The organism is Knoellia terrae (assembly GCF_048606435.1).
Lineage (GTDB): Bacteria > Actinomycetota > Actinomycetes > Actinomycetales > Dermatophilaceae > Knoellia > Knoellia terrae.
Genome location: NZ_JBMBWH010000015.1, coordinates 1 through 19,246 on the forward strand (window position 1 = coordinate 1; position 19,246 = coordinate 19,246).

17 protein-coding genes and 1 tRNA gene are annotated in these 19,246 nt (G+C 67.8%); 9 read left to right on the forward strand and 9 right to left on the reverse strand.

Annotated features, from left to right (window positions below):
• Positions 1-259: 259 nt before the first annotated feature.
• The 3 genes from ACOJV9_RS16010 (at position 260) to ACOJV9_RS16020 (ending at position 2,662) form a co-directional block, all read left to right on the forward strand.
• Positions 260-967, forward strand: a complete 708-nt coding sequence (locus tag ACOJV9_RS16010) for a hypothetical protein (protein ID WP_420186231.1) — start codon at positions 260-262, stop codon at positions 965-967.
• A 584-nt stretch (positions 968-1,551) separates the two neighbouring features.
• The gene (locus ACOJV9_RS16015) at positions 1,552-2,193 is read left to right on the forward strand and encodes a TetR/AcrR family transcriptional regulator (RefSeq protein WP_420186232.1); all 642 of its coding nucleotides are present in this window, start codon (positions 1,552-1,554) and stop codon (positions 2,191-2,193) included.
• Positions 2,174-2,662 (forward strand): SRPBCC family protein, encoded by a 489-nt coding sequence (locus ACOJV9_RS16020; protein ID WP_420186233.1) that lies wholly within the window; start codon positions 2,174-2,176, stop codon positions 2,660-2,662. The genes ACOJV9_RS16015 and ACOJV9_RS16020 overlap by 20 nt, the downstream gene beginning before the upstream one ends.
• A gap of 170 nt (positions 2,663-2,832) precedes the next feature.
• On the opposite strand, the gene ACOJV9_RS16025 is transcribed toward ACOJV9_RS16020, so the two are convergent.
• Positions 2,833-3,222, reverse strand: coding sequence for an OsmC family protein (locus tag ACOJV9_RS16025; protein WP_420186234.1), 390 nt, complete (start codon positions 3,220-3,222; stop codon positions 2,833-2,835).
• A gap of 644 nt (positions 3,223-3,866) precedes the next feature.
• Positions 3,867-4,892, reverse strand: coding sequence for a glycoside hydrolase family 43 protein (locus ACOJV9_RS16030; RefSeq protein ID WP_420186235.1), 1,026 nt, complete (start codon positions 4,890-4,892; stop codon positions 3,867-3,869).
• Between the two features lie 190 nt (positions 4,893-5,082).
• Here ACOJV9_RS16030 and ACOJV9_RS16035 point away from each other — a divergent pair.
• Positions 5,083-5,168, forward strand: a tRNA-Leu gene (locus ACOJV9_RS16035).
• 29 nt (positions 5,169-5,197) lie between these two features.
• Positions 5,198-5,800 carry an ANTAR domain-containing response regulator gene (locus tag ACOJV9_RS16040; protein WP_420186236.1) on the forward strand — a complete coding sequence of 201 codons (603 nt, stop codon included), beginning with the start codon at positions 5,198-5,200 and terminating at the stop codon, positions 5,798-5,800.
• Positions 5,801-5,850: 50 nt separating this feature from the next.
• On the opposite strand, the gene ACOJV9_RS16045 is transcribed toward ACOJV9_RS16040, so the two are convergent.
• Positions 5,851-6,678 (reverse strand): DUF554 domain-containing protein, encoded by an 828-nt coding sequence (locus ACOJV9_RS16045; protein WP_420186237.1) that lies wholly within the window; start codon positions 6,676-6,678, stop codon positions 5,851-5,853.
• Positions 6,679-6,790: 112 nt separating this feature from the next.
• Between ACOJV9_RS16045 and ACOJV9_RS16050 the strand changes: the two genes are divergently transcribed.
• Positions 6,791-7,354, forward strand: a complete 564-nt coding sequence (locus ACOJV9_RS16050) for a GNAT family N-acetyltransferase (protein WP_420186238.1) — start codon at positions 6,791-6,793, stop codon at positions 7,352-7,354.
• A 21-nt stretch (positions 7,355-7,375) separates the two neighbouring features.
• On the opposite strand, the gene ACOJV9_RS16055 is transcribed toward ACOJV9_RS16050, so the two are convergent.
• Positions 7,376-7,828: a PaaI family thioesterase gene (locus ACOJV9_RS16055; RefSeq protein WP_420186239.1), complete on the reverse strand. Its 453-nt coding sequence runs from the start codon at positions 7,826-7,828 to the stop codon at positions 7,376-7,378.
• A 44-nt stretch (positions 7,829-7,872) separates the two neighbouring features.
• On the opposite strand from ACOJV9_RS16055, the gene polA reads away from it, so the two are divergent.
• Both polA and ACOJV9_RS16065 read left to right on the forward strand, forming a co-directional pair.
• The gene (polA, locus tag ACOJV9_RS16060) at positions 7,873-10,563 is read left to right on the forward strand and encodes a DNA polymerase I (protein WP_420186240.1); all 2,691 of its coding nucleotides are present in this window, start codon (positions 7,873-7,875) and stop codon (positions 10,561-10,563) included.
• A gap of 70 nt (positions 10,564-10,633) precedes the next feature.
• Positions 10,634-11,071, forward strand: coding sequence for a hypothetical protein (locus ACOJV9_RS16065; protein WP_420186241.1), 438 nt, complete (start codon positions 10,634-10,636; stop codon positions 11,069-11,071).
• On the opposite strand, the gene ACOJV9_RS16070 is transcribed toward ACOJV9_RS16065, so the two are convergent.
• Genes ACOJV9_RS16070 through ACOJV9_RS16080 form a run of 3 tightly spaced genes read right to left on the reverse strand, consistent with a single transcriptional unit; the run spans position 11,031 to position 15,764 of the window.
• Complete coding sequence (locus tag ACOJV9_RS16070) at positions 11,031-12,215, reverse strand: MATE family efflux transporter (RefSeq protein WP_420186242.1); 1,185 nt, start codon at positions 12,213-12,215, stop codon at positions 11,031-11,033. The genes ACOJV9_RS16065 and ACOJV9_RS16070 overlap by 41 nt on opposite strands.
• A gap of 43 nt (positions 12,216-12,258) precedes the next feature.
• A complete protein-coding gene (locus ACOJV9_RS16075) occupies positions 12,259-14,346 on the reverse strand; it encodes a hypothetical protein (RefSeq protein ID WP_420186243.1) in 2,088 nt (695 codons plus the stop codon).
• A complete protein-coding gene (locus ACOJV9_RS16080) occupies positions 14,343-15,764 on the reverse strand; it encodes a bifunctional glycosyltransferase/class I SAM-dependent methyltransferase (RefSeq protein ID WP_420186244.1) in 1,422 nt (473 codons plus the stop codon). Before ACOJV9_RS16080 ends, ACOJV9_RS16075 begins: the two co-directional genes overlap by 4 nt.
• Positions 15,765-15,919: 155 nt before the next feature.
• Here ACOJV9_RS16080 and ACOJV9_RS16085 point away from each other — a divergent pair, with 155 nt between their 5' ends.
• Positions 15,920-16,768, forward strand: a complete 849-nt coding sequence (locus ACOJV9_RS16085; RefSeq protein ID WP_420186245.1) for a 2OG-Fe(II) oxygenase — start codon at positions 15,920-15,922, stop codon at positions 16,766-16,768.
• 83 nt (positions 16,769-16,851) lie between these two features.
• On the opposite strand, the gene ACOJV9_RS16090 is transcribed toward ACOJV9_RS16085, so the two are convergent.
• On the reverse strand, positions 16,852-17,991 hold the full coding sequence (locus ACOJV9_RS16090; RefSeq protein ID WP_420186246.1) for an acyltransferase family protein: 1,140 nt from the start codon (positions 17,989-17,991) through the stop codon (positions 16,852-16,854).
• Positions 17,988-19,136, reverse strand: a complete 1,149-nt coding sequence (locus ACOJV9_RS16095) for an acyltransferase family protein (RefSeq protein ID WP_420186247.1) — start codon at positions 19,134-19,136, stop codon at positions 17,988-17,990. The genes ACOJV9_RS16090 and ACOJV9_RS16095 overlap by 4 nt, the downstream gene beginning before the upstream one ends.
• Positions 19,137-19,246 lie beyond the last annotated feature (110 nt).

A 19,246-nucleotide genomic window follows, 5' to 3' on the forward strand; every position in this document is an offset into this window, starting at 1 on the left:
GACAACCTCATCACTGGCCTCGACAGCACCGAGGCCTCTTGACACCGATCACCCACATAATGCGAATGAGCGGACGTCACCCGAGAGTCGGCCGCCGTGAGACCAGCCTCCCGACGCTCCGGACGTTCTTGGGGACTGGTCGATGGCGAGCATGTGGACGAGCCATTCCTGGATGCCTACCAATCCGATGGGCGAGCGGCTTCGAACAGGGAGAGACCACCGAGATCGTCTCCCTGGTCCCAGACCTCAGGAGCGAACCATGAAGCGAAGCAAGACGGCCTTCCTCGGCACCTCAGTACTCGCCCTCGTCGCGGCAGCATCTCTCGGTACCGGTTCGGCCTCGGCCCACCCGCAGCCGGCCGGCAACGGTGCCGACAGGACCGTGACTCTCAAAGCGGAGCTGGACGAGCTCAACAACTCCGGCGCGACCGGCTGGGCCACCGCCAAGGTCCGCAACCAGAAGATCCAGCACATCGACGTGCACGCCCACGGCCTCACTCCGGACGCCCCGCACGCCCAGCACATCCACTACGGCGAGCAGGCCCTCAACGAGTGCCCCACGGCGGCCCTCGACTCCAACAACGACGGGCGTATCAACACCGTCGAAGGCATTCCGGCATACGGGCCCGTCGTCGTGTCGCTCAACACCACCGGTGACACTTCGCCCGCCAGCTTCCTGGACGTGACCCGCTTCCCGGTCTCCGACAACGGCTCCCTGCGCTACAGCCGCGACAACATCAAGTTCACCCGCGTCGCCGGGACCGGCTACGCCGGTGGCGGTGGCACGGCCAAGCAGATCGCCGACGCCGTCCGCGCCGGTGAAGGCGTCCTGGTCATCCACGGGGTCGACTACAACGGCAACGGCGAGTACGACTTCGAGGGTGCGGGCGCCAGTGAGCTCGACCCCAACCTCCCCGCAGAGGCCACCGACCCCGCCGTCTGTGGCGTGCTGAAGGTCGTCAAGTAACCCACTGCAGACCTGACTTGCGTCAACGTCGATGGCTCACCGTCTCCGCGGTGGGCCATCGTCGTCAGGCGCAGGCAGCGGTCTCGTAGGCAAGCCTGCAGGGGCGAGCCGTACCCGACCTGTCAACGAATGACCGGCCCTGTACCAACCAGCCGCCGCCCGGCACGTAGAACCAGGGAGCTTCGTGCCGGGCGGTCTCACCTGACTCCGTCCTCATCTCCTGTGCGTGCAGTGGACCGGTCCGCACACACACAGCGAGGGGTGGCCTGGATGGTCAGCGCCTCGAGCCCAACGCAAGACGGACGCGGCAGTCTCAGCGGTAGCGGGCGTGGTGGGGGATGCACGCACCGCAGCGAAAGGGCCCGCTCAGTCGCGGGCATGGTGGTGGCGACCAGTCCTCCTGCGTTGCCCGGATCAGGCCCATCGCCGCGGCGGTGCCGCCGAAGGCCACTGCGGCGCTGCAGTAGATGTTGAGCCCGGCGATGACGAGGATCTGCCGGAATGGCGAGCCCTGACCGCCATCGACAGGGGCTAGATACTGTAGCCTCGGCTACGCTATGAAGCCGAGCGGTTGGAGGCACTGAGTGGATCGGATCGCGCGACGTCGGCAGGCCGTCATGGATGAGGCGCTGACGCACGCCATTGACATCATGACCGAGAAGGGCGTTGGAGGTCTCACCGTTGTCGAGGTGGCACGGCGCTCCGGCATTCGGGGACCGTCGCTCTACAAGTATTTCGATTCCTTGCACGCCCTTTATGACTCACTGTTCGCTAGGGGACTGCAAGCGCAATTAGGCGCCGTGCGCGCCGCTACAGCTGACGCGGAGCCTGGGGTGATGAGAATGCGCGCGGCCGCGCAGGCGCTGGTGCGTTGGGCAAGCGCCAACCCGGCCCTGGCTCAGCTGCTCTTCTGGCGGGTCGTTCCGTCCTTCACACCCTCCCCCACCACGTTGGCCGCAAGCTCGCAGGACATGGCCGAGCTGAGAGCCGAGCTCCGGGAGGCGGTGGCTCGGGGCGAGCTGAGGCCAGAAGCTGACACCCAAGAGGCCCTCCGGCTGTGGACTGTCGTGCTCAGCGGCGTCATCAGTCAGCAGATGGCCAACGACCCTGGTGCTACCTACGAGGAGGGAACGTTCAGCCAGCTGACCGACCGCGCCGTCGACCTCTTCATCACGACATATCAAAACCCGATCGCAGGAGGACCTCATGCAACAACTGGACCGTGACGAGCGCTCAGCCCTCATGTCGGCCACGCCCGAAGAAGTGTGGGCGGTGGTCAGCGACGTGACACGAGCTCCGGACCTCAGCCCCGAGGTATCAGCATGCCGCTGGCTCGACGGCGCGACGGAGCCAGCAGTTGGTGTCCGGTTCGAGGCCACGAACACGGTGAACGGCCGCAGCTGGAAGAATCGTCCCGTGATCACGCGCGTCGAGCCGGGGCACCTCCTTCGGTTCGAGCGCACGGAGCCCTTCGCCGGCACGATCGCTTGGCAGTGGACCGTGACCCCTGCCGACGGGGGGACCCACACAACCGTGGCCTACGAGGTGACCCGACCCATCAGGCGCATCGGCTGGTTCGTCATCGAGCGGATCTACCGAGCCGGCAACCGACGGGACGAACTCGCCAGCGGCATGGAGCAGTCCCTACAACGACTGGCACAACTGGTGTCGCCAAACGCACAATCAGGTCGGTGAGATGCCAGTTCACGGGACGAACGTCTGGCCCACGATCACTGCGGACGGCAGTGCGTGTGCACTCGGCGGAGCGCTGGATCGGTGGCGAAAACTGGATGATCGTCGCTGACGCTGCGGACACCAGTGAGGTAAGCAGGCTGAAAAGTCACGATGCCCGCGGTTGTCTCACGTCAAGCCCGCCTCCTGACTGGTGCCCCCGCCCGGACCGCCCGCGGTATCTCCGCGACCTGGTCGACCACAGCCATGAGGTGCTGCACCTTCTCCGCCGGGGCCTCGGACTGGAGGGTGACGCTGTACTCGATGCCGGTCGAGCGCCACTGGTCATCGAAGCTGCCGTCCGCCTCCACCGCGATTCCATCCACGCTCACTCCCAGACGCTCAGCCTCGCGGTAGGTGTCGTTGAGAACGCACAGCGCTACCGACAGGTGCAGCATCTGCCCGCCGTTATCGATCGGCGACACACGGACACCTTCCTTGGTCCACCGGTGATGCAGAAGCACTCCCGCCGGATCGCGCAGAGCGCCAGCTGTCGCGCTCACGCCGAGCGACGACAGTTCCATAGCGTCATTCTGCCCAACCTGGCTAGCCCTGTCAGCAAACCAGTCGCTCCTCCTCCTGCGTGCGCCCATCGAGAGCGCGGACCCCGCGCGCGCCGTGCGACCGTACCCCCGCTATCGATTGACTGATGGCCTCCCCCTGAAATCCCGACACGGTGTCACGGGTGTGGAGACGTACGAAACCACTATGGGCGGCTAAGTCACTGTTTCCCATGTTTGAGATCAACATTCAAGGTCGTGGGCTCGAGTGGGCACGCGCCGACCAGGCCCCATCCACGGTGAGGACGCCCGCTGACGAGGCGCAGACGGGTCTGGGCATTGGGCGCGCTGCCGCCGCCGAGCCGGCATCGTCCAATAGTGCTGGGCGATCGCGGTCGCATCGTGAGACCCACAGGGCCTGGCGCAGTCCCGCTGACGGCTGCTCTCCGTGCCGCATCCGCATGATCCTCCATCGTGCTGCCGAACCGTGACGCCCACGGTCAGGCAGAGAAGACCGGCCGTATCCGGACCCCGCAAACGCCCACTGCAGTCTGCCGAGGCTTCACAAGCGGGGGTGCCCCTCCAGGGGACACCGCCTGACACCGCCTCGTATGCCGCAGCCTGCCCCGTCTGCTCGTGGCCCGCCACGCAGGTCTGGCGCAGCCCGGTCAACCGGACGGAACGGCCAGCGGTGTGGCCGACGGTCCCTCGAGCACGGGCACGTCACCGTCCCACCGGATCCGGTCCAGCCACATCGAGCGTTCCCCGCCGGCGGCGTAGCCGACCTTGTCGGGATCCCAGGCGTGGTACGCCAGCCAGGTCTCGTCTCCCAGCGTCACGACGGCCTGCCCACCCGGGCCGGCCGCCTCCGAAGTCGAGCGCACCCAGGGCTCGGTCGACTGGTCGACGAACGGGCCCTGGGGAGACGAGGCGACCGCGTAGCCCATGGCGTAGTCGGCCGAGCCGTAGTCGTTGGCGGAGTAGAACATCACGTAGGCCTTGCCGCGGCGGATGACCGCGGGAGCCTCGACGAGCGCGCCCTGCCAGGCGTGGGTCTGACGCAGTCCGGTGTCCCGGGGCTTCCCGACCAAGGTGACGCCGTCGTCGTCCAGCCGCTGGACCCAGATGGTGGTGTCGACGCCGATCGCGTTGCCGTCGTTCTTCCAGTACAACCACAGAGAGCCGTCGTCGTCGGCGAACACCTCCGGGTCGATGGAGCCGCCGAGGTCGTGCTGGCAGAGGAACGGCTTCTCGCTGTCGTCCACGAACGGGCCGGTGGGAGCCTGTCCGGCCGCGCGCGACAGGCACTGGTGACCGGAGGCGGTCTCGCGCGCCACGTAGTACATCCACCAGGTGCCGTCGCGCTCGATGACGTCCGGCGCCCAGGTCAGGCCCTGCTGGAGTGGCTGCCAGTCGGGACGCTCCGGCAGGGCATCGGCCGGGTCGGACCACGTGTCGGGGTCCTCGTCGGACTGCGTCACCTGGATGGAGCTGCTGCCGGGCACACCGGTGGCGTACGCGACGAGACCGTCGGCCGTCACGACGACGTCGGGGTCGGCGAAGTCGGTCTCGATGACCGGATTCACCACAGCCGCCTTGTCAGCGCCGTCCTGCGGGGCAGCCGCCGGATCGTCATCCGCGCAGCCGGACAGCACCAGGCAGGTCGCGGCGACCAGAGCGGTGAGCCAACGCATGCGCGCAGTCTCCATCGCTGCGGCAACGCTGTAAAGGCAGCCCGCGCCGCCTTGGCGTGCACACCGACCGCTCGGCGCCGTCGGTGCACGACGCGGGCGCGGGTATCCTGCTTGCTGATCAGGTGTGGGCCACGTCGCAGGACTCGGAATCGGAGTGGAGACGTGTCCGCCCACGCAGGTCAGAGCCCTCGCCGGGGTGGTGGAATGGCAGACACGGAGCACTCAAAATGCTTTGCCCGCAAGGGCGTGCGGGTTCAAGTCCCGCCCTCGGCACCACGCCACCACGCGTCCCCTAGGCTGAGCCCGTGACCGAGACGACCTCCGCCCCCACGACCGCCAAGCGGATCCTCGTCGCCGAGGACGAGGCGATCATCCGTCTCGACCTCGCCGAGATGCTGGGGGAGGCCGGCTACGACGTCGTCGGCCAGGCAAGCAACGGTGAGCAGGCGGTGGAGCTCGCCACCGAGCTGCGTCCCGACCTCGTCATCATGGACGTCAAGATGCCCGTCCTCGACGGCATCTCCGCGGCCGAGCAGATCGGCAAGGAGCGGATCTGCCCCGTCGTCATGCTCACGGCGTTCAGCCAGACCGAGCTCGTCGAGCGGGCCCGCGACGCGGGGGTCATGGCCTACATCGTCAAGCCGTTCACGGCCACCGACGTCGTGCCCGCCATCGACATCGCCCTCTCGCGCTGGGGTGAGCTCAAGGAGCTCGAGTCCGAGGTCGCCGACCTCGGCGACCGCCTGGAGACGCGCAAGGCGGTCGACCGTGCCAAGGGCGTGCTCATGACCAAGCTCAAGATCAGCGAGTCCGAGGCGTTCCGCTGGATCCAGAAGACGGCGATGGACCGCCGCATGGGCATGCGTGAGGTCGCCGACGCCGTCGTGGCCGGCATGGAGAATGCCTGAGCGCCCTGCCGCACTGACCTCGTATGCCGTGTCACGGCATACGAGTTCTCTCACCTGAGCGTGATGACGAGCTGGGTGAGCAGGGGTGCCACGAGCAGGGCCGGCAGCATGTCGGCCACGGGCACGTCCCGAATCCGCAGCAGCCGCAGGCCGATACCGGCGAGCATGAGCCCGCCTGTGGCGGTGAGGGCGAGGATGTGCGGCTCGGGGAGAACCGAGCCGAGGAGCACCCCGACGAGCGTCAGCGCTCCCTGGACGACGGCGACCGACACGGCCGAGAGCAGGACGCCGACCCCGAAGGTCGAGGCGAAGGCGAGCGCGGCGAAGCCGTCGAGAACCGACTTGAGCAGGAGCTGGTCGATGCCGCGCCCGAGGCCGTCGGAGAGCGAGCCGAGGATCGTCAGGGGACCCACGCAGAAGAGCAGCGAGGCCCCCAGCCACCCCTCGATGAACTTCTCGCGGGCCGTGGTCGCGGTCGCAGCCACCGCGGTGGCGGTGCCCCCGGCTCCGGTGGTGACGACGTCGTCGGTGTCGGCGAGGGCGGGGGAGCGCCGGGCGAACCACGCCTCGATCGTGCCGGCGAGGGCCTCGAGCCGGTCCCCGATGCGCAGCAGCGACCCGGCGATGCTGCCGACGAGGAGTGACCCCAGGACGATGAGGACGGGGGCGCCCCTCCCGGTGGCGTCGGAGAGGGCCCGGTCGGTGACGCTGACCGCGGACAGCCCTGCCATGAGCAGGGTGGTGAGGCCGAGGCAGTCGGTGACCACCGAGCGGGTCCGGTCCGGGAAGCGGTGCCCGACGGCCATGCCCAGGAGCGCTCCGAGCACCACCGTCGCGATGTTGACCAGGGTGCCCAGACCGGGGAAGGGAGCGTCCACGGCCCGAACTCTACGATTGTTGACGATTCTTTCGCGAAGGCCTTCCGCGCCGACCGACGGCACCGTAGGGTCGGATCGTCCAGGCAGGGGTGTCGAGACAGGAGATTCTTTCGTGGTCCGCAGTGTTGTGGAGGTCACCCCGGTCGGTCAGCAGGATGTCGGAGATCTCGTCGCGATGTGGTTCGCCTCCCGTGTGGGCTCCGGGGCCAACCCCGAGGTCACGGCGCGGTTCGCCAGCGAGGGTCGGCTCGAGCTCGCCCTGGCCCGCCCGGACGTGCACGCCCACGTGGCCCGGCTCGACGGGCGCCCGGTGGGCTACGTCGTCACGTCGGAGAACCCGTTCGGCCTGAGCCCTGAGCCGGAGGTTGCCGTCGAGCAGCTCTACGTCGACCCGGAGGCCCGCCGACACGGCGTGGCCCGGTCACTGCTCTGCGCCGTCGTCGGGCTCGCGGAGCGCGCGGGCTCCGACGTCATCGTCAGCAACGTCCCCACCCAGAGCAGGGAGGCCCACCGCTTCTTCGCTCGGCTCGGGTTCTCCTCCGTCATGGTGCGCCGTGTCGTCGGCACCACCCAGCTGCGGCGTCGCCTCGCCCCGCAGGGGAGCGGTCACTCGGCCGTCGACCAGCTGATCCGGCGTCGCCGGTCGCTGCGCTCGATCGCCTCGCGCGCCAGCTGACGCCATCCGCCCGGCTGCGTGTCAGGCGCCGGGAGGGGCCTCGCGTACGAGACAGGTGATCCGTGAGGTGCAGACGAGCCGGTCGTCCTCGTCGGTGACGACGATCTGCCAGGAGCACAGGGTGTTGCCCAGTGAGAGCGGCGTCGCCACGCCCGTGACGAGCCCGGAGCGGGCTGCCCGGTGGTGGGTGGCGTTGATGTCGGTGCCGACGACGATCCGGTCCGGCCCCGCGTGCAGCGCCGAGCCGATGGAGCCGAGGGTCTCGGCGAGGACGACGGACGCGCCGCCGTGGAGCAGGCCGTAGGGCTGGGTGTTGCCCTCGACGGGCATGGTCGCGACGAGCCGCTGCGGGCCGGCCTCGACGACCTCGATGCCCATGCGGTGCAGGAGCGAGCTCGGGTTCATGTCCGCCATCTGCCGGACGAGGGACATCGCGTCCGGCTGTGCGGCGGGATCCTGGGGTGCGCTGCTCATGGTCGCCTTCTCTGGTGTCGGGGGCTGGCCATAGGCTGCCATGCGTGAGTCGCCTCCTCCTCCTCGACGGTCATTCCCTTGCCTACCGTGCGTTCTTCGCACTGCCGGCGGAGAACTTCTCGACGAGCACCGGTCAGCACACCAACGGGGTCTACGGCTTCACGTCGATGCTCATCAACGTCCTGCGGGACGAGGCGCCCACGCACGTCGCCGTCGCGTTCGACGTCTCCCGCCAGACCTTCCGCGCGGCGGAGTATGCCGACTACAAGGCGACCCGCTCGGCCACCCCCAGCGAGTTCCAGGGTCAGGTGGCGCTCGTGCGCGAGGTGCTCGACGCCCTGCGCATCCGTCACGTCCAGGTCGACGGCTTCGAGGCCGACGACGTCATCGCGACGCTGACGACGATGGCCGAGGCCGAGGGCATGGACGTCGTCATCTGCACCGGTGACCGCGACGCCTTCCAGCTCGTGTCCGACAAGGTCTCGCTGCTCTACCCCGTGCGAGGCGTCTCCGAGGTCTGGCGCATGGACCCCCGGGCGGTCGAGGAGAAGTACCTCGTGTCGCCCGAGCGCTACAGCGACCTCGCCGCTCTCGTCGGCGAGACCAGCGACAACCTGCCGGGGGTGCCCGGGGTGGGACCCAAGACGGCCGCGAAGTGGCTCAGCCTCTACGGCGACCTCGCCGGTGTCGTCGCCCACGCCGACGAGATCAAGGGCAAGGCGGGAGAGTCGCTGCGCGAGCACCTGCCGAGCGTCCTGCGCAACCGCCGGCTCAACCAGCTCGTGCGCGACCTCAGCCTCGACGTGACGATCGGCGACCTCGAGCGCTCCACGTGGGACCGCGAGGAGGTCCACCGGGTCTTCGACGGCCTCGAGTTCCGGGTGCTGCGCGACCGGCTGTTCGAGACGTTCGAGGCGGCGCCGGACGAGGCCGAGGGCGGCTTCGACCTCGACGCCTCCGTGCTCGCCTCCGCCGAGGTGGGTCCGTGGCTCGACGAGCACGCGACGACCGAGCCGACCGGTCTCCACGTGGTCGGTGCGTGGGGTCGCGGCACGGGTGACGTGTCGGCCATCGCGCTGGCCTCGGCCGGTGACGCGGCGGCATACGTCGACGTCACCGAGCTCGACGAGGTGGGCGAGAAGGCCCTGGCCGACTGGCTGGGCGACAGCTCGCGGCCCAAGGTCATGCACGACGCCAAGGGGCAGATGCACGCCCTGCGCGCCCGCGGTCTGCCCGTCGCCGGCGTGACGATGGACACCGCGCTCGCCGCCTACCTCGTCAAGCCCGACCAGCGCAGCTTCGACCTCGCCGACCTCGTCGTCCGGCACCTCGGGCGCGAGCTCAAGGCCGAGGAGCAGGCCGGGGGGCAGGGGATGCTCGACATGTCCTTCGACGGCACCGCCGACCAGGTCGTCGGCCAGGACGCGATGGTGCGGGCGCGTGCGGTGCTCGACCTGTCCGTCCCGCTGGGTGAGCAGCTCGAGGCGACGGGCGGCACGGAGCTGCTGCGCGACATCGAGCTGCCTCTCGTCGACATCCTCGCCACGATGGAGCGCACCGGGATCGCCGTCGACACCGACGCCCTGAGCGCGCTGGAGGCCGACTTCGACGCCAAGGTGCGCGAGGCGCAGCAGGACGCCTGGGACGCCATCGGCGGGGAGTCGATCAACCTCGGCTCGCCCAAGCAGCTGCAGACGGTGCTCTTCGAGACGCTCGGGCTGCCCAAGACCCGGCGCACCAAGACCGGCTACACCACCGACGCGGACGCGCTCACCGACCTCTACGCCAAGACCGAGCACCCCTTCCTCGAGGCGCTGCTGCGCCACAGGGACGCGGCTCGGCTGCGCGTCACCGTCGAGGGGCTCATCAAGTCGGTGGCCGAGGACCAGCGCATCCACACGACCTACATCCAGACGATCGCCGCGACGGGCCGGCTCAGCTCGACCGACCCCAACCTGCAGAACGTCCCGATCCGCACCGAGGAGGGCCGGCGGATCCGTGAGGTCTTCATCGTCGGCAGCCATGACGGCGTGCCGTTCGAGTCGCTCCTGTCGGCGGACTACAGCCAGATCGAGATGCGGATCATGGCGCACCTCTCCGGCGACGAGGGGCTCATCGAGGCGTTCCGCACCGGCGAGGACCTCCACCGCTTCGTCGGTGCCCGGGTCTTCTCGGTCGCTCCTTCGGACGTCACAGCCGAGATGCGCAGCAAGGTCAAGGCCATGAGCTACGGCCTGGCCTACGGACTGTCCGCCTTCGGTCTCTCGAAGCAGCTGACCATCTCGACCGGCGAGGCACAGGGCCTGATGGACGAGTACTTCAACCGGTTCGGCGGCGTGCGCGACTACCTCCGCGAGGTCGTGGCGGAGGCCCGGGCGACGGGCTACACCGCGACCATGCTCGGCCGGCGCCGCTACCTGCCCGACCTCACGAGCAGCAACCGGCAGCGACGCGAGGGAGCCGAGCGGATGGCCCTCAACGCCCCCATCCAGGGGTCCGCGGCCGACATCATCAAGCTCGCGATGATCGGGGTCGATGGCGCCTTGCGCGAGTCTGGGGCACAGTCACGGATGCTGCTCCAGGTGCACGACGAGCTCGTGCTCGAGGTCGCCGAGGGCGAGCGCGACGAGGTCGAGGCGCTGGTCCGTCGCGAGATGGGTCGCGCGGTCGAGCTCGACGTGCCGCTCGACGTCAGCGTGGGTCACGGCCGCAGCTGGCACGACGCGGCGCACTGAGCCCGGTCGGGCGTCCGCCGGGATCTGCGTTCCCGGTCCGGCGGGGGACCCGCGGTCCTATCCTGCGAGCATGCCCGGACAGCGTCAGGTCCACCTGACGATCGGCGTGGTGGTCCTCGTCGTCAGCTTCGTCCTGTCGTGGGGGCGTTACGCGGCCGACGGCGAGCACGGGGGCGAGGTCGTCGCGGTCGCGCTCATCTTCGGGGTCGTCGCGGCCAGCATCGCGGTCGTCCTCGTCAAAGACCGGGTCGGCGCGGGCCTGACGGTCCAGCGGCTCGGCAACGCCGGCTTCATCAGGCTCGCGCTGCTCGTCGTGGCCGCCATCATCGCCGAGGGCATCGACCGATCCCTCTTCGCCGACCCCGTGACCAGGCTCGTCATCGCGACCCTGGCGGGCGCCGGGATCGGCGTGGTGTTCGGACAGCACCTCGGGCTGGGCGGGTCCTCTGCGCCCACGACCGGGTTCGTCAGGACCGCGCCACGTCGCGGGCGCCGCGAGGAACGCTGACCCAGACGCCGACGGCCGTGACGACCAGGGACGCGACGAGGAACGTCGTCGCGACCTCGCTGACATTCCCGTCCCGCCAGAGCACGACGACGGCTGCCGCTGCGGCGACGGCGGTCCACACGAGGTAGCCGACGGCGTGGTTGCCGCGGGCCGCCCCCCAGAACACGAGCACCTGGGCGAGCGCCCAAGCGCCGCCGAGAGCCGTGAAGACCGGCACAAGGTCGGCGAGGTGCGTGTATGCCGGGCCACCGACGATGCGGACCAGCGGCCCGGACAGCAACGCCGAGAACGCCACCCCGACGAGCACGATTGCGCCGGTCCCACCCAGTGCGACGAGGAGCGGGCGGGCGCCCTTGGCCCGGGACATGCCCGCGTAGAGGACCGTGGCGAGGAAGGCCGGACCCCAGAAGGCCGCCTTGGCGAAAAGGCTGAGGACGGCATACGCGCCCGAGTCCTCGCCGGACAGCACGTGCCGCGCCACAGGGGTGTCGATGGTCGAGGCCACGAGGAGGGCCGAGGTCCCGGCCATGCCGGCGAGCACCCGCCTGACCTGGGTCGGCGCCGACGAGCTCAGCGCGGCGCGGACATGGGTGCGGACGAGAGCAAGGGCGCCGAAGGACACGAGCCACGACGCCAGGGCGGTGAGGGCCATGACACCCGAGACGCCCCACCCGAGCCAGGCGGCCACCGCACCACCCGTGGTGCGAGCGACCGACACCACGGCGTAGAGGGTTCCGAGGACCACGAAGCGCTCGCCGCCCTGGAGGGTGCCCTGGACGGCGGCGATGAGGCACGTCGGCACCATCGCCGCGGCAACGAGGAGTACGGGCGCGGGCCCGTCCAGGTGCAGCACCCGCACGATCACTGGGGTGAGGGCAGCGACGACGGCGGTGGCGACGAGGCCCACGACTGCGCCTGTCCGCAGCGCCGTCGCCTGTGCGCCCGGTCGGTGCAGCGCCACCCGCCACGCACTGACGAGCTGCGTCGACAGAGCCGCGACCCCTGCGATGATGACGAGGTTGAGCAGCGAGGCAACGGCCCCGAGCTCATCCGGCCCTAGTGCACGGTTGAGCACGAGGAAGAGCGCATAGGCGATCACGTTGGCGAAGAGCGTCCCGGCGCCGACCGCGCTGAGGCTACGCACGCTGCGTGGGGCTCGCGCGCCACTCATGGCGTTTCACCGGGTCTCAACGTGACGCGGCGACCGTGCGCGGGGCCGCCAGCCGACCGCACAGGCTCGGAACCGGACCCCACTGGGTCGTGGCGCGGACGTGGTCGGTGCGGCCACCATCGATGCTCGACCTGAACTGGAGCTGGGTGAGATCGCTGTACCAGTCACGGTTCCATTCGGCGAGGGGCACGTAGAGGTCGTACCTCGGATCCTCGTTCACCCGGATCCTCGTCTCGAAGAGCTCGGGGCGAGCGTGCGCAGTGATGCGAATCGTGCGATCCCTCGCGACCTCGAACCAGGGCGAGTAGAAACTCCCGTCCCGGTCCTCGACGACCAGCCGAGCCTGCGGGACGCCTTGATCGAACTCCACGGACACCTGTCGTGTCTCCACACCGAACTGCTGGAACAACCTCAGGAGCCCAGGTCGGTAGTTGATGAATGTCGGGGTGAGGTCGACGATCATGTCCCGGTGCTCGACCAGGTTCCATGGTTCGTACTGGTCGCCGGTATTGACGTACAACGCCGCGCAGTCGCCGGCGATGTGAAGGTCGTCAGCAGAACCGCGTCCGGGCAGACCGTCCGAACGTGACACCAAGTCAGACACCGGCGAGCCCGGGCCGCCGCTGACACGCTCCTGCAGCGAGAGGAAGGAGGTCAGCTCGTGCCCTCGATGAGTGTGTGCGGCAGCCAGAGCACCGGTGGCCATCTGAGCGGCGATGCTGAACACCGTCAGGGTGACCATGGCGGTGAGGAGTGCTGGTCGGACGAGCTGTGGACGCGGCACCGAGAGCGTCGTGACCTGCCATAGCCCGATGGTCCCGAGGATGACCAATGCGGGAACGAAGTCGCTGGTGTAGCGATGCGCAAGATACCCGTAACCAAGAACTCCGCCCCCCACCATCAGAGATCCGACCGCCGGCCAACGCAGGGCCGCCACCGTCGGAGTCGGCGACCGTTGCAGAAGAGCTGCGACAGAGCAGAGGGACAGCAGGACAAGCAGTGGCATGAACGCCGTGACGCTGCCCGTGCGATAGGTCTGGTCGAGGAATGCGCCGCCGTACGACCGCGCCGGCTCACTGGGGAGTGTGATGAACGGGAAGTAGTCCACGAACCGGATGCCGTCCGGCCGGAAATAGTTGACCAGGGTGGTCTCGAGGAACTGGGGTCCGGTGATTGTGCCTCCGTTGACCTCCAGAGCGGTTCGCCGGTGCTCGTTCACCTGCGTCCACACCTGCCGCTCGAGTGGAAAGAGGTACGGGTGTCCGAACTTCACCCAGTTGTATGTCACGGAGACGACAAGTGGCACAGCTCCAGCTGCGAAGACGGCCATGGGCGTCCGTACATCCCGTACGGGCCAACGACGGCGCCTGTCGTTCGTGGCCCCTGCGCCGCGACGCTGACGAAAGGTGAGCCATGCTGCCAGCGCGAGCACCGTGCCGCTCATCGCCCACCCGCCGGGAGTGCGCGTGAGCGATGTGGCCAGAGTGAAGCCGCCCAGCCACGCGATCGACGAGCGAGTGGGTTGAAGCGCGACACGGAGGAGCCAGTAACCTGCGCCGACGGTCAACGCGGACGCCCACAGGTACACCTCGTGGTAGACCCAGGGCAAAGAAGCGTCGAACGTGAGAACCGTGCCGCCCGTGACAGCACCGAGCAGGATCGCTGCGACCAGGCAGTCGGTGCGGCTGACGGCCTCGATCGGGCGCACGCACTCCCTCACAAGCCACACGAGCTTCGCGCTGACGACGGCAAGCACCCCCCAGGCCAGGGCCATGGATAGGACGGTGAGGCGTCCGTCGAACTCGTGAGTGATCAGTTGGACGGGAATGCGGAGGAGCGCAGGAAACGGCGGAAAGTACATGAAGGTCTCGCCATCGATGACGAAGCCCTCAATCCCCAGGATTCCGTTCGGGACCCTCATCTCTCCGTCGAGGAAGGCGCTGGCCTGGATGTCGAAGAAGTTGGACGCGAAGCGTGGGGCGACCGCTGTGCGGAGGACGTCGAGCCTGAAGTTCAGCAGCACGAGGAAGAACGGGACACCACCCAACAGGAGGCCAGCGACCGTCGCGAAAGCCTGGCGGCGTGCCGGGGCGGCCGTGGTCAAACGCGTTCCAGTTTGTAGAGGAACTGGTACCCGAACAACGTCGGACGGGCGCGCACTGCCACCCGGTCGACGGCAGACAGTGCCCGGGCGAGGCGGCCCCCCAGTGGACTGCCTCCACGCTCCAGGACATCGATGGGCGATCCGACCGTGCGTCGTTCCACGATCCGCAATCCGGCGTCGGAGATGAGCCGCTCGAAGCTGCGACGCGTGAAGAACCGGACATGTCCGCGGTCCAAGGGACCTCGCTGGTCGTAGTCGAAGGTCCCCGTGGCCGTTCGAAGTCTGGGGTACCAGTGGCCAAAGTTGGGCACGCTGACGAGGATCGACCCTCCGTCGGCGAGCCGAGACGTCATGTCGGCCATGAGGGCGTCGGGATCGATCACATGCTCGAGCACGTCGCCCGCGACGATGACGTCGAAGCCGGTGCCGGTCTCGGGTGGCAGACCCTGGTTCAGGTCAGCTTCGATGAAGCCGTCGACACGTTCCCCGATGCCGTCGTGTTTGACGAGATCGACGCCAACCACGTGATGACCCATCGACCGGACGAGACCTGCAAAATGCCCGTCGGAGCACCCCACGTCCAAGATCGACGAGGACGAGACGCCGGCCATCCAGTTCAGCAGCTGCCCATGCGACGAGTGCGGGCTGTGTTTGACCTCGTAGGCCTCGGTGTCGACGCCGACGCCCGAACGCCCAAACCCCACACGACGTGCCCGGTGTCGGACGACGTCGAGCGCGACGTCACGCGCATACGACACGCCGTTCACATAACAGATCTCATCGCCGTAGTACGTGGGGATGGGGATCTCCACGATGCGTTTCCCGGAGGTCATCATCCCGAGGATGATCTCCGTGTCGAAGTCGAAGTCATCGGAGTAGCCGGCGAAGGGAACGTCGCGCAGGGCATCGGTGCGGTATGCCCGGTAGCCGCTGTGCCATTCGGTGAGGGAAGCCCCCGTCATCGCGTTCTGGAACCGGGTCAGAACCCGGTTTCCCACGTACTTGTAGAGCGGCATGCCGCCTTCTCGCGCTGAGCCCGGTTCCATCATCCGCGAGCCCATGACCACATCGGCGTCACCGTTGATGAGAGGCGTGACCATCTCCTCCATCACCTCCGGCGCGTACTGACCGTCCCCGTGCAGCATGACGACGATGTCCAGCCCTTGCTCGATCGCCCAGCGGTAGCCGAACTTCTGGTTGCCTCCATACCGCAGATTGGCCACGTGCTTGACCACGGTGAGCGGCAACGTGGACCCGGACGCGTACTCGAGGCCGATCTCGTAGGTCTCGTCCGCGCTGGCATCGTCACAGACGAGGACGTGGTCGAGTCGCTCACGAAACGCGTCCGGGATGCGATCCAGGGTCTGTCGCAGCGTACTGGCCGCGTTGTAGGCCACAACGAGCACGCCGATCCTCATGGTCTCGATGCTGTCCGCGGTGTCGCGTCCTGCTGACGTCACTGTCACTGGCCTCTCATCAACCCCGAAGTTCCCTTGGCACGTGCAGCGCGGGGAATCCATGCAGCGTACTAGGTGGTAACGAGCGCGCAATGCGCTCTGGCATACTCCCCGCCATGATGCCCGCCACCGTCGTCGGCCTGGATGCGATGAACGCGCGACTGCCCGAGCTGCGCGAGCGGTACCGGTCCGCGCAGCCCTTCCCGCACATCGTCCTCGACGACGTGCTTGTCCCGGACGCCTTCGCCCGGGCCGCTGCGGAGTTCCCCTCCATCCGTGATCCGTTCTGGAAGGGGTATCTGCACGTCAACGAAACGAAGTACGCCAACACCCAGCCGGACACATGGGGCCCGACGTTGACCGCAGCGGCCAAGGAGTTCGTCTCCGACGAGTTCGTGGCGTTTCTGGAGTCCCTGACCGGGATCGACGACCTGCTGCCGGACTGGAGCATGGATGGTGGCGGACTGCACCAGACGCTCCGCGGCGGGCACCTCAACATCCACGCCGACTTCACGACCCACCACGTCAAGGAGAGCTGGAGCCGCCGGGTCAACATCCTCCTGTACCTGAATGAGTCGTGGGCCGAGGAGTGGGGCGGACAGCTCGAGCTCTGGGACAGGGAAATGACGGCCCCCCAGGCCAAAGTTCGGCCGGCCGGTAACCGGATGCTCATCTTCACGACGAGTGCCGACAGCTTTCACGGTCACCCGGACGCGCTGACGTGCCCGGAAGACGTCGCTCGTCGGTCGATGGCGCTCTATTACTTCACCGAGGGGTTGAGTCCGGTGCGGAAGGCCACGAACTACCGTGCCCGCCCACAGGAGTCGGTGACCCGACGGGTCGCGATCGCTGCAGATCGCGGTGTCCTGGCCCTCTATGACCGCGCCAAACGCCGACTCGGCGTCTCGGACGAGCACGTGAGCGCGGCGCTGGAGCGGGTCAACAGGTTTCGACGCAAGAAGTAGGGTTCACGGTGGTGGCCCAGCCTGATGTCAGGTCGGCCGGCCGTCGCAGGCTCGCGCCCCGGCAGAAATGATGACGGGCCCCGTCAGACCGTTCTCGCAGTCTCTGCGTGGCTCCGTCTGATCATGCTCGTCCACCTGCGCACCGGCTCGTCCACGAAGCGATGGAGGAGGAACACAAGAGCGCCGAGAGTGACGATCGTGACCAAGGTGCGCGAGAGGTTGCTCCACGACGTGGTGTGCCTGGAGATGAACCAGTAGACCGGCAGATGCCACACGTACAACGGCAGGGACACGGTTCCCAGGATGCGCAGGGGAGAGGCCGCGAAGATGCGCGCCGCCGGGCTCGATGTGGACTCATCGACGGACGCCGCCATGACGAACAGCGTCGCAGCGACCGCGATGACGATGCCTTGGACCTTGAAGTAGGCGCCGATGTCAAGCTGTGAGGTGCTGAGCACGACGCCGATGATGACCAACGTCGCAGCCCCAAGGACCGAGGCCGCTTCATGGCGCCACGCCTGCGCCCGGTCCCAAAGGAGCCCTGCGAGAATCCCGTAGAGCGCAGCATCGGCCCGTGTTGTCGTACGCAGCGAGGCGCTGTACCAACCCTCGACGTCATATGCGTGCCAGCGCCACCAGGTGACGGCAACGATCAGTCCGACGACTGCCGAGATCAGTGCCAGACGACGCTTGCCCCACAGGGCGATGGCGATGGCGAGAGCCAGGAAGACGTGCAACTCAACGCTGAGATACCACAGATGGCCGAGGTCCGAACGCGCTTCCATTGCATGCTCGCGGACGTACCAGTTCCATGTGTACGTCGCGATGGTCCTGGCCGAGTTCGTCGTGGACGCCTCACTGGCGGTGTCGGTGCTGTCGATGTCGGCGAGAACGACGACGGCGACCAGCACCAGATACACCTGTGCGCTGATACGAAGGAACCGTCGGAGCAGGACCAGGGCCGCACCCGAGGGGCCATCTCGACCGTGTGCCGACAGCAGGCTGCGGGTGACGAGGAACCCACTCAGGACCAAGAAGATGGAGACGCCGACACTGCCGCTTCGGAACCATCCGTCGAGCGGGGCGACGTTCTCCAGTCCATCGAAGGGATAAACCACCCACAGGTGGGACAGTACGACGAGAAGGAGGGCGAGGCCACGGAGTCCTTCCAGCGCAGGGATCCTCGCGTTGGTTTGGTGAGAGATCCCCGGCACGGTGGTCACCGTATCCCAGGGTCAACGTCGAGGCGATCAGTTGCCTTCGGGCTGGGAAGACTCCGGAACATGCCCGAGCGTGCCAGCCACAGGCGCGCGGGTTCCTCAACGTATCGCTGAGCCAGCACCGTCACCAGAGTGAGAAGGGTGAAGGCGAGCACGCTGCGGCTCTGCCAATCCCAGGTGCCGGTGTGCCTGGCCACCGTCTCGAAAATGATGAGGTGCCACACGTAGATGGCCAAGGAGGCGTTGCCCAGGTACTGAAGCCATCGATGAGCAAAGAGCCGCGTGACAAAGGAGTGTGCGTCCGCGTGGTAGAGACCACACACCAGGACCACGCTGATCAGCGTGAATACCACCCCCCAGTGCCGCAGGTACTGGAGGGGGTCAATCTCGCCCGAGAGGATGAGGAGGCCGAACAGTGAAACGGCAGCACCCAACGCAACTGAGTTCGCATGGGTTTTCCAACGGGCCAGATAGCCGATACCAAGCGCCGCAACCACGCCGAGAATGAGTCCGTCTGACCGCGTCGTCGTCATCAGTGACGCGGGGAACCAGCCGCCCTCGTCCAGAACTGAGTAGCGGTGAATGACGACTGCCACCGCGGCGATGCTCAGAAGGATCGCCAAGATGCGCCGGTGACCCGAAAAGAGCAGCAGCAGGATGGGCAGCAGCAAATAGCATTGCTGCTGCACGCTCAGGTACCACAGGTGGCCCAGATCGCTTCGGGCCTCGAAGACGTTGTCCAGGGCGTACTGGTTCCACGTGTAGGTCAGCACGTTGAGCAGCGAACGCGTCGTAGCCGAGTCCGAGAAGGGGTCGGTCGGGTCGAGGCGATGAATCGCGTAGACCGCAACGCACGCGGGCACAAGCTGCACTCCGATCCTCACGATGCGCCGGAGATAGAACCGCAAGGGATCCAGAGCGCCGCGTGCATGCTCCCTGAGGAGAGTCAGAGTGACGATGAACCCGCCGACCACGAAGAAGATCACGACCGAACCACCCTGGAAGACCCCACGAATCACAGGGATGCGATCGATCTGGTCTCTGGGCCAGAGGATCCATGCGTGGTTCAAGACGACGAGGATGATGGTCGCACCACGCAGACCGTCAAGGGCAGCGACTCGTGAGCTGGCTGCACGTGGTCGGTCCATGGCTAGCACCGTAGCCGCTGCGCAGGCCCCGCATCTGGCTCGATCATCGGGCCCCCGAGAGCTGGTAGGTTCTCCGGCACGGGAAGCCAGGGGCGACGATGCATGGCCCG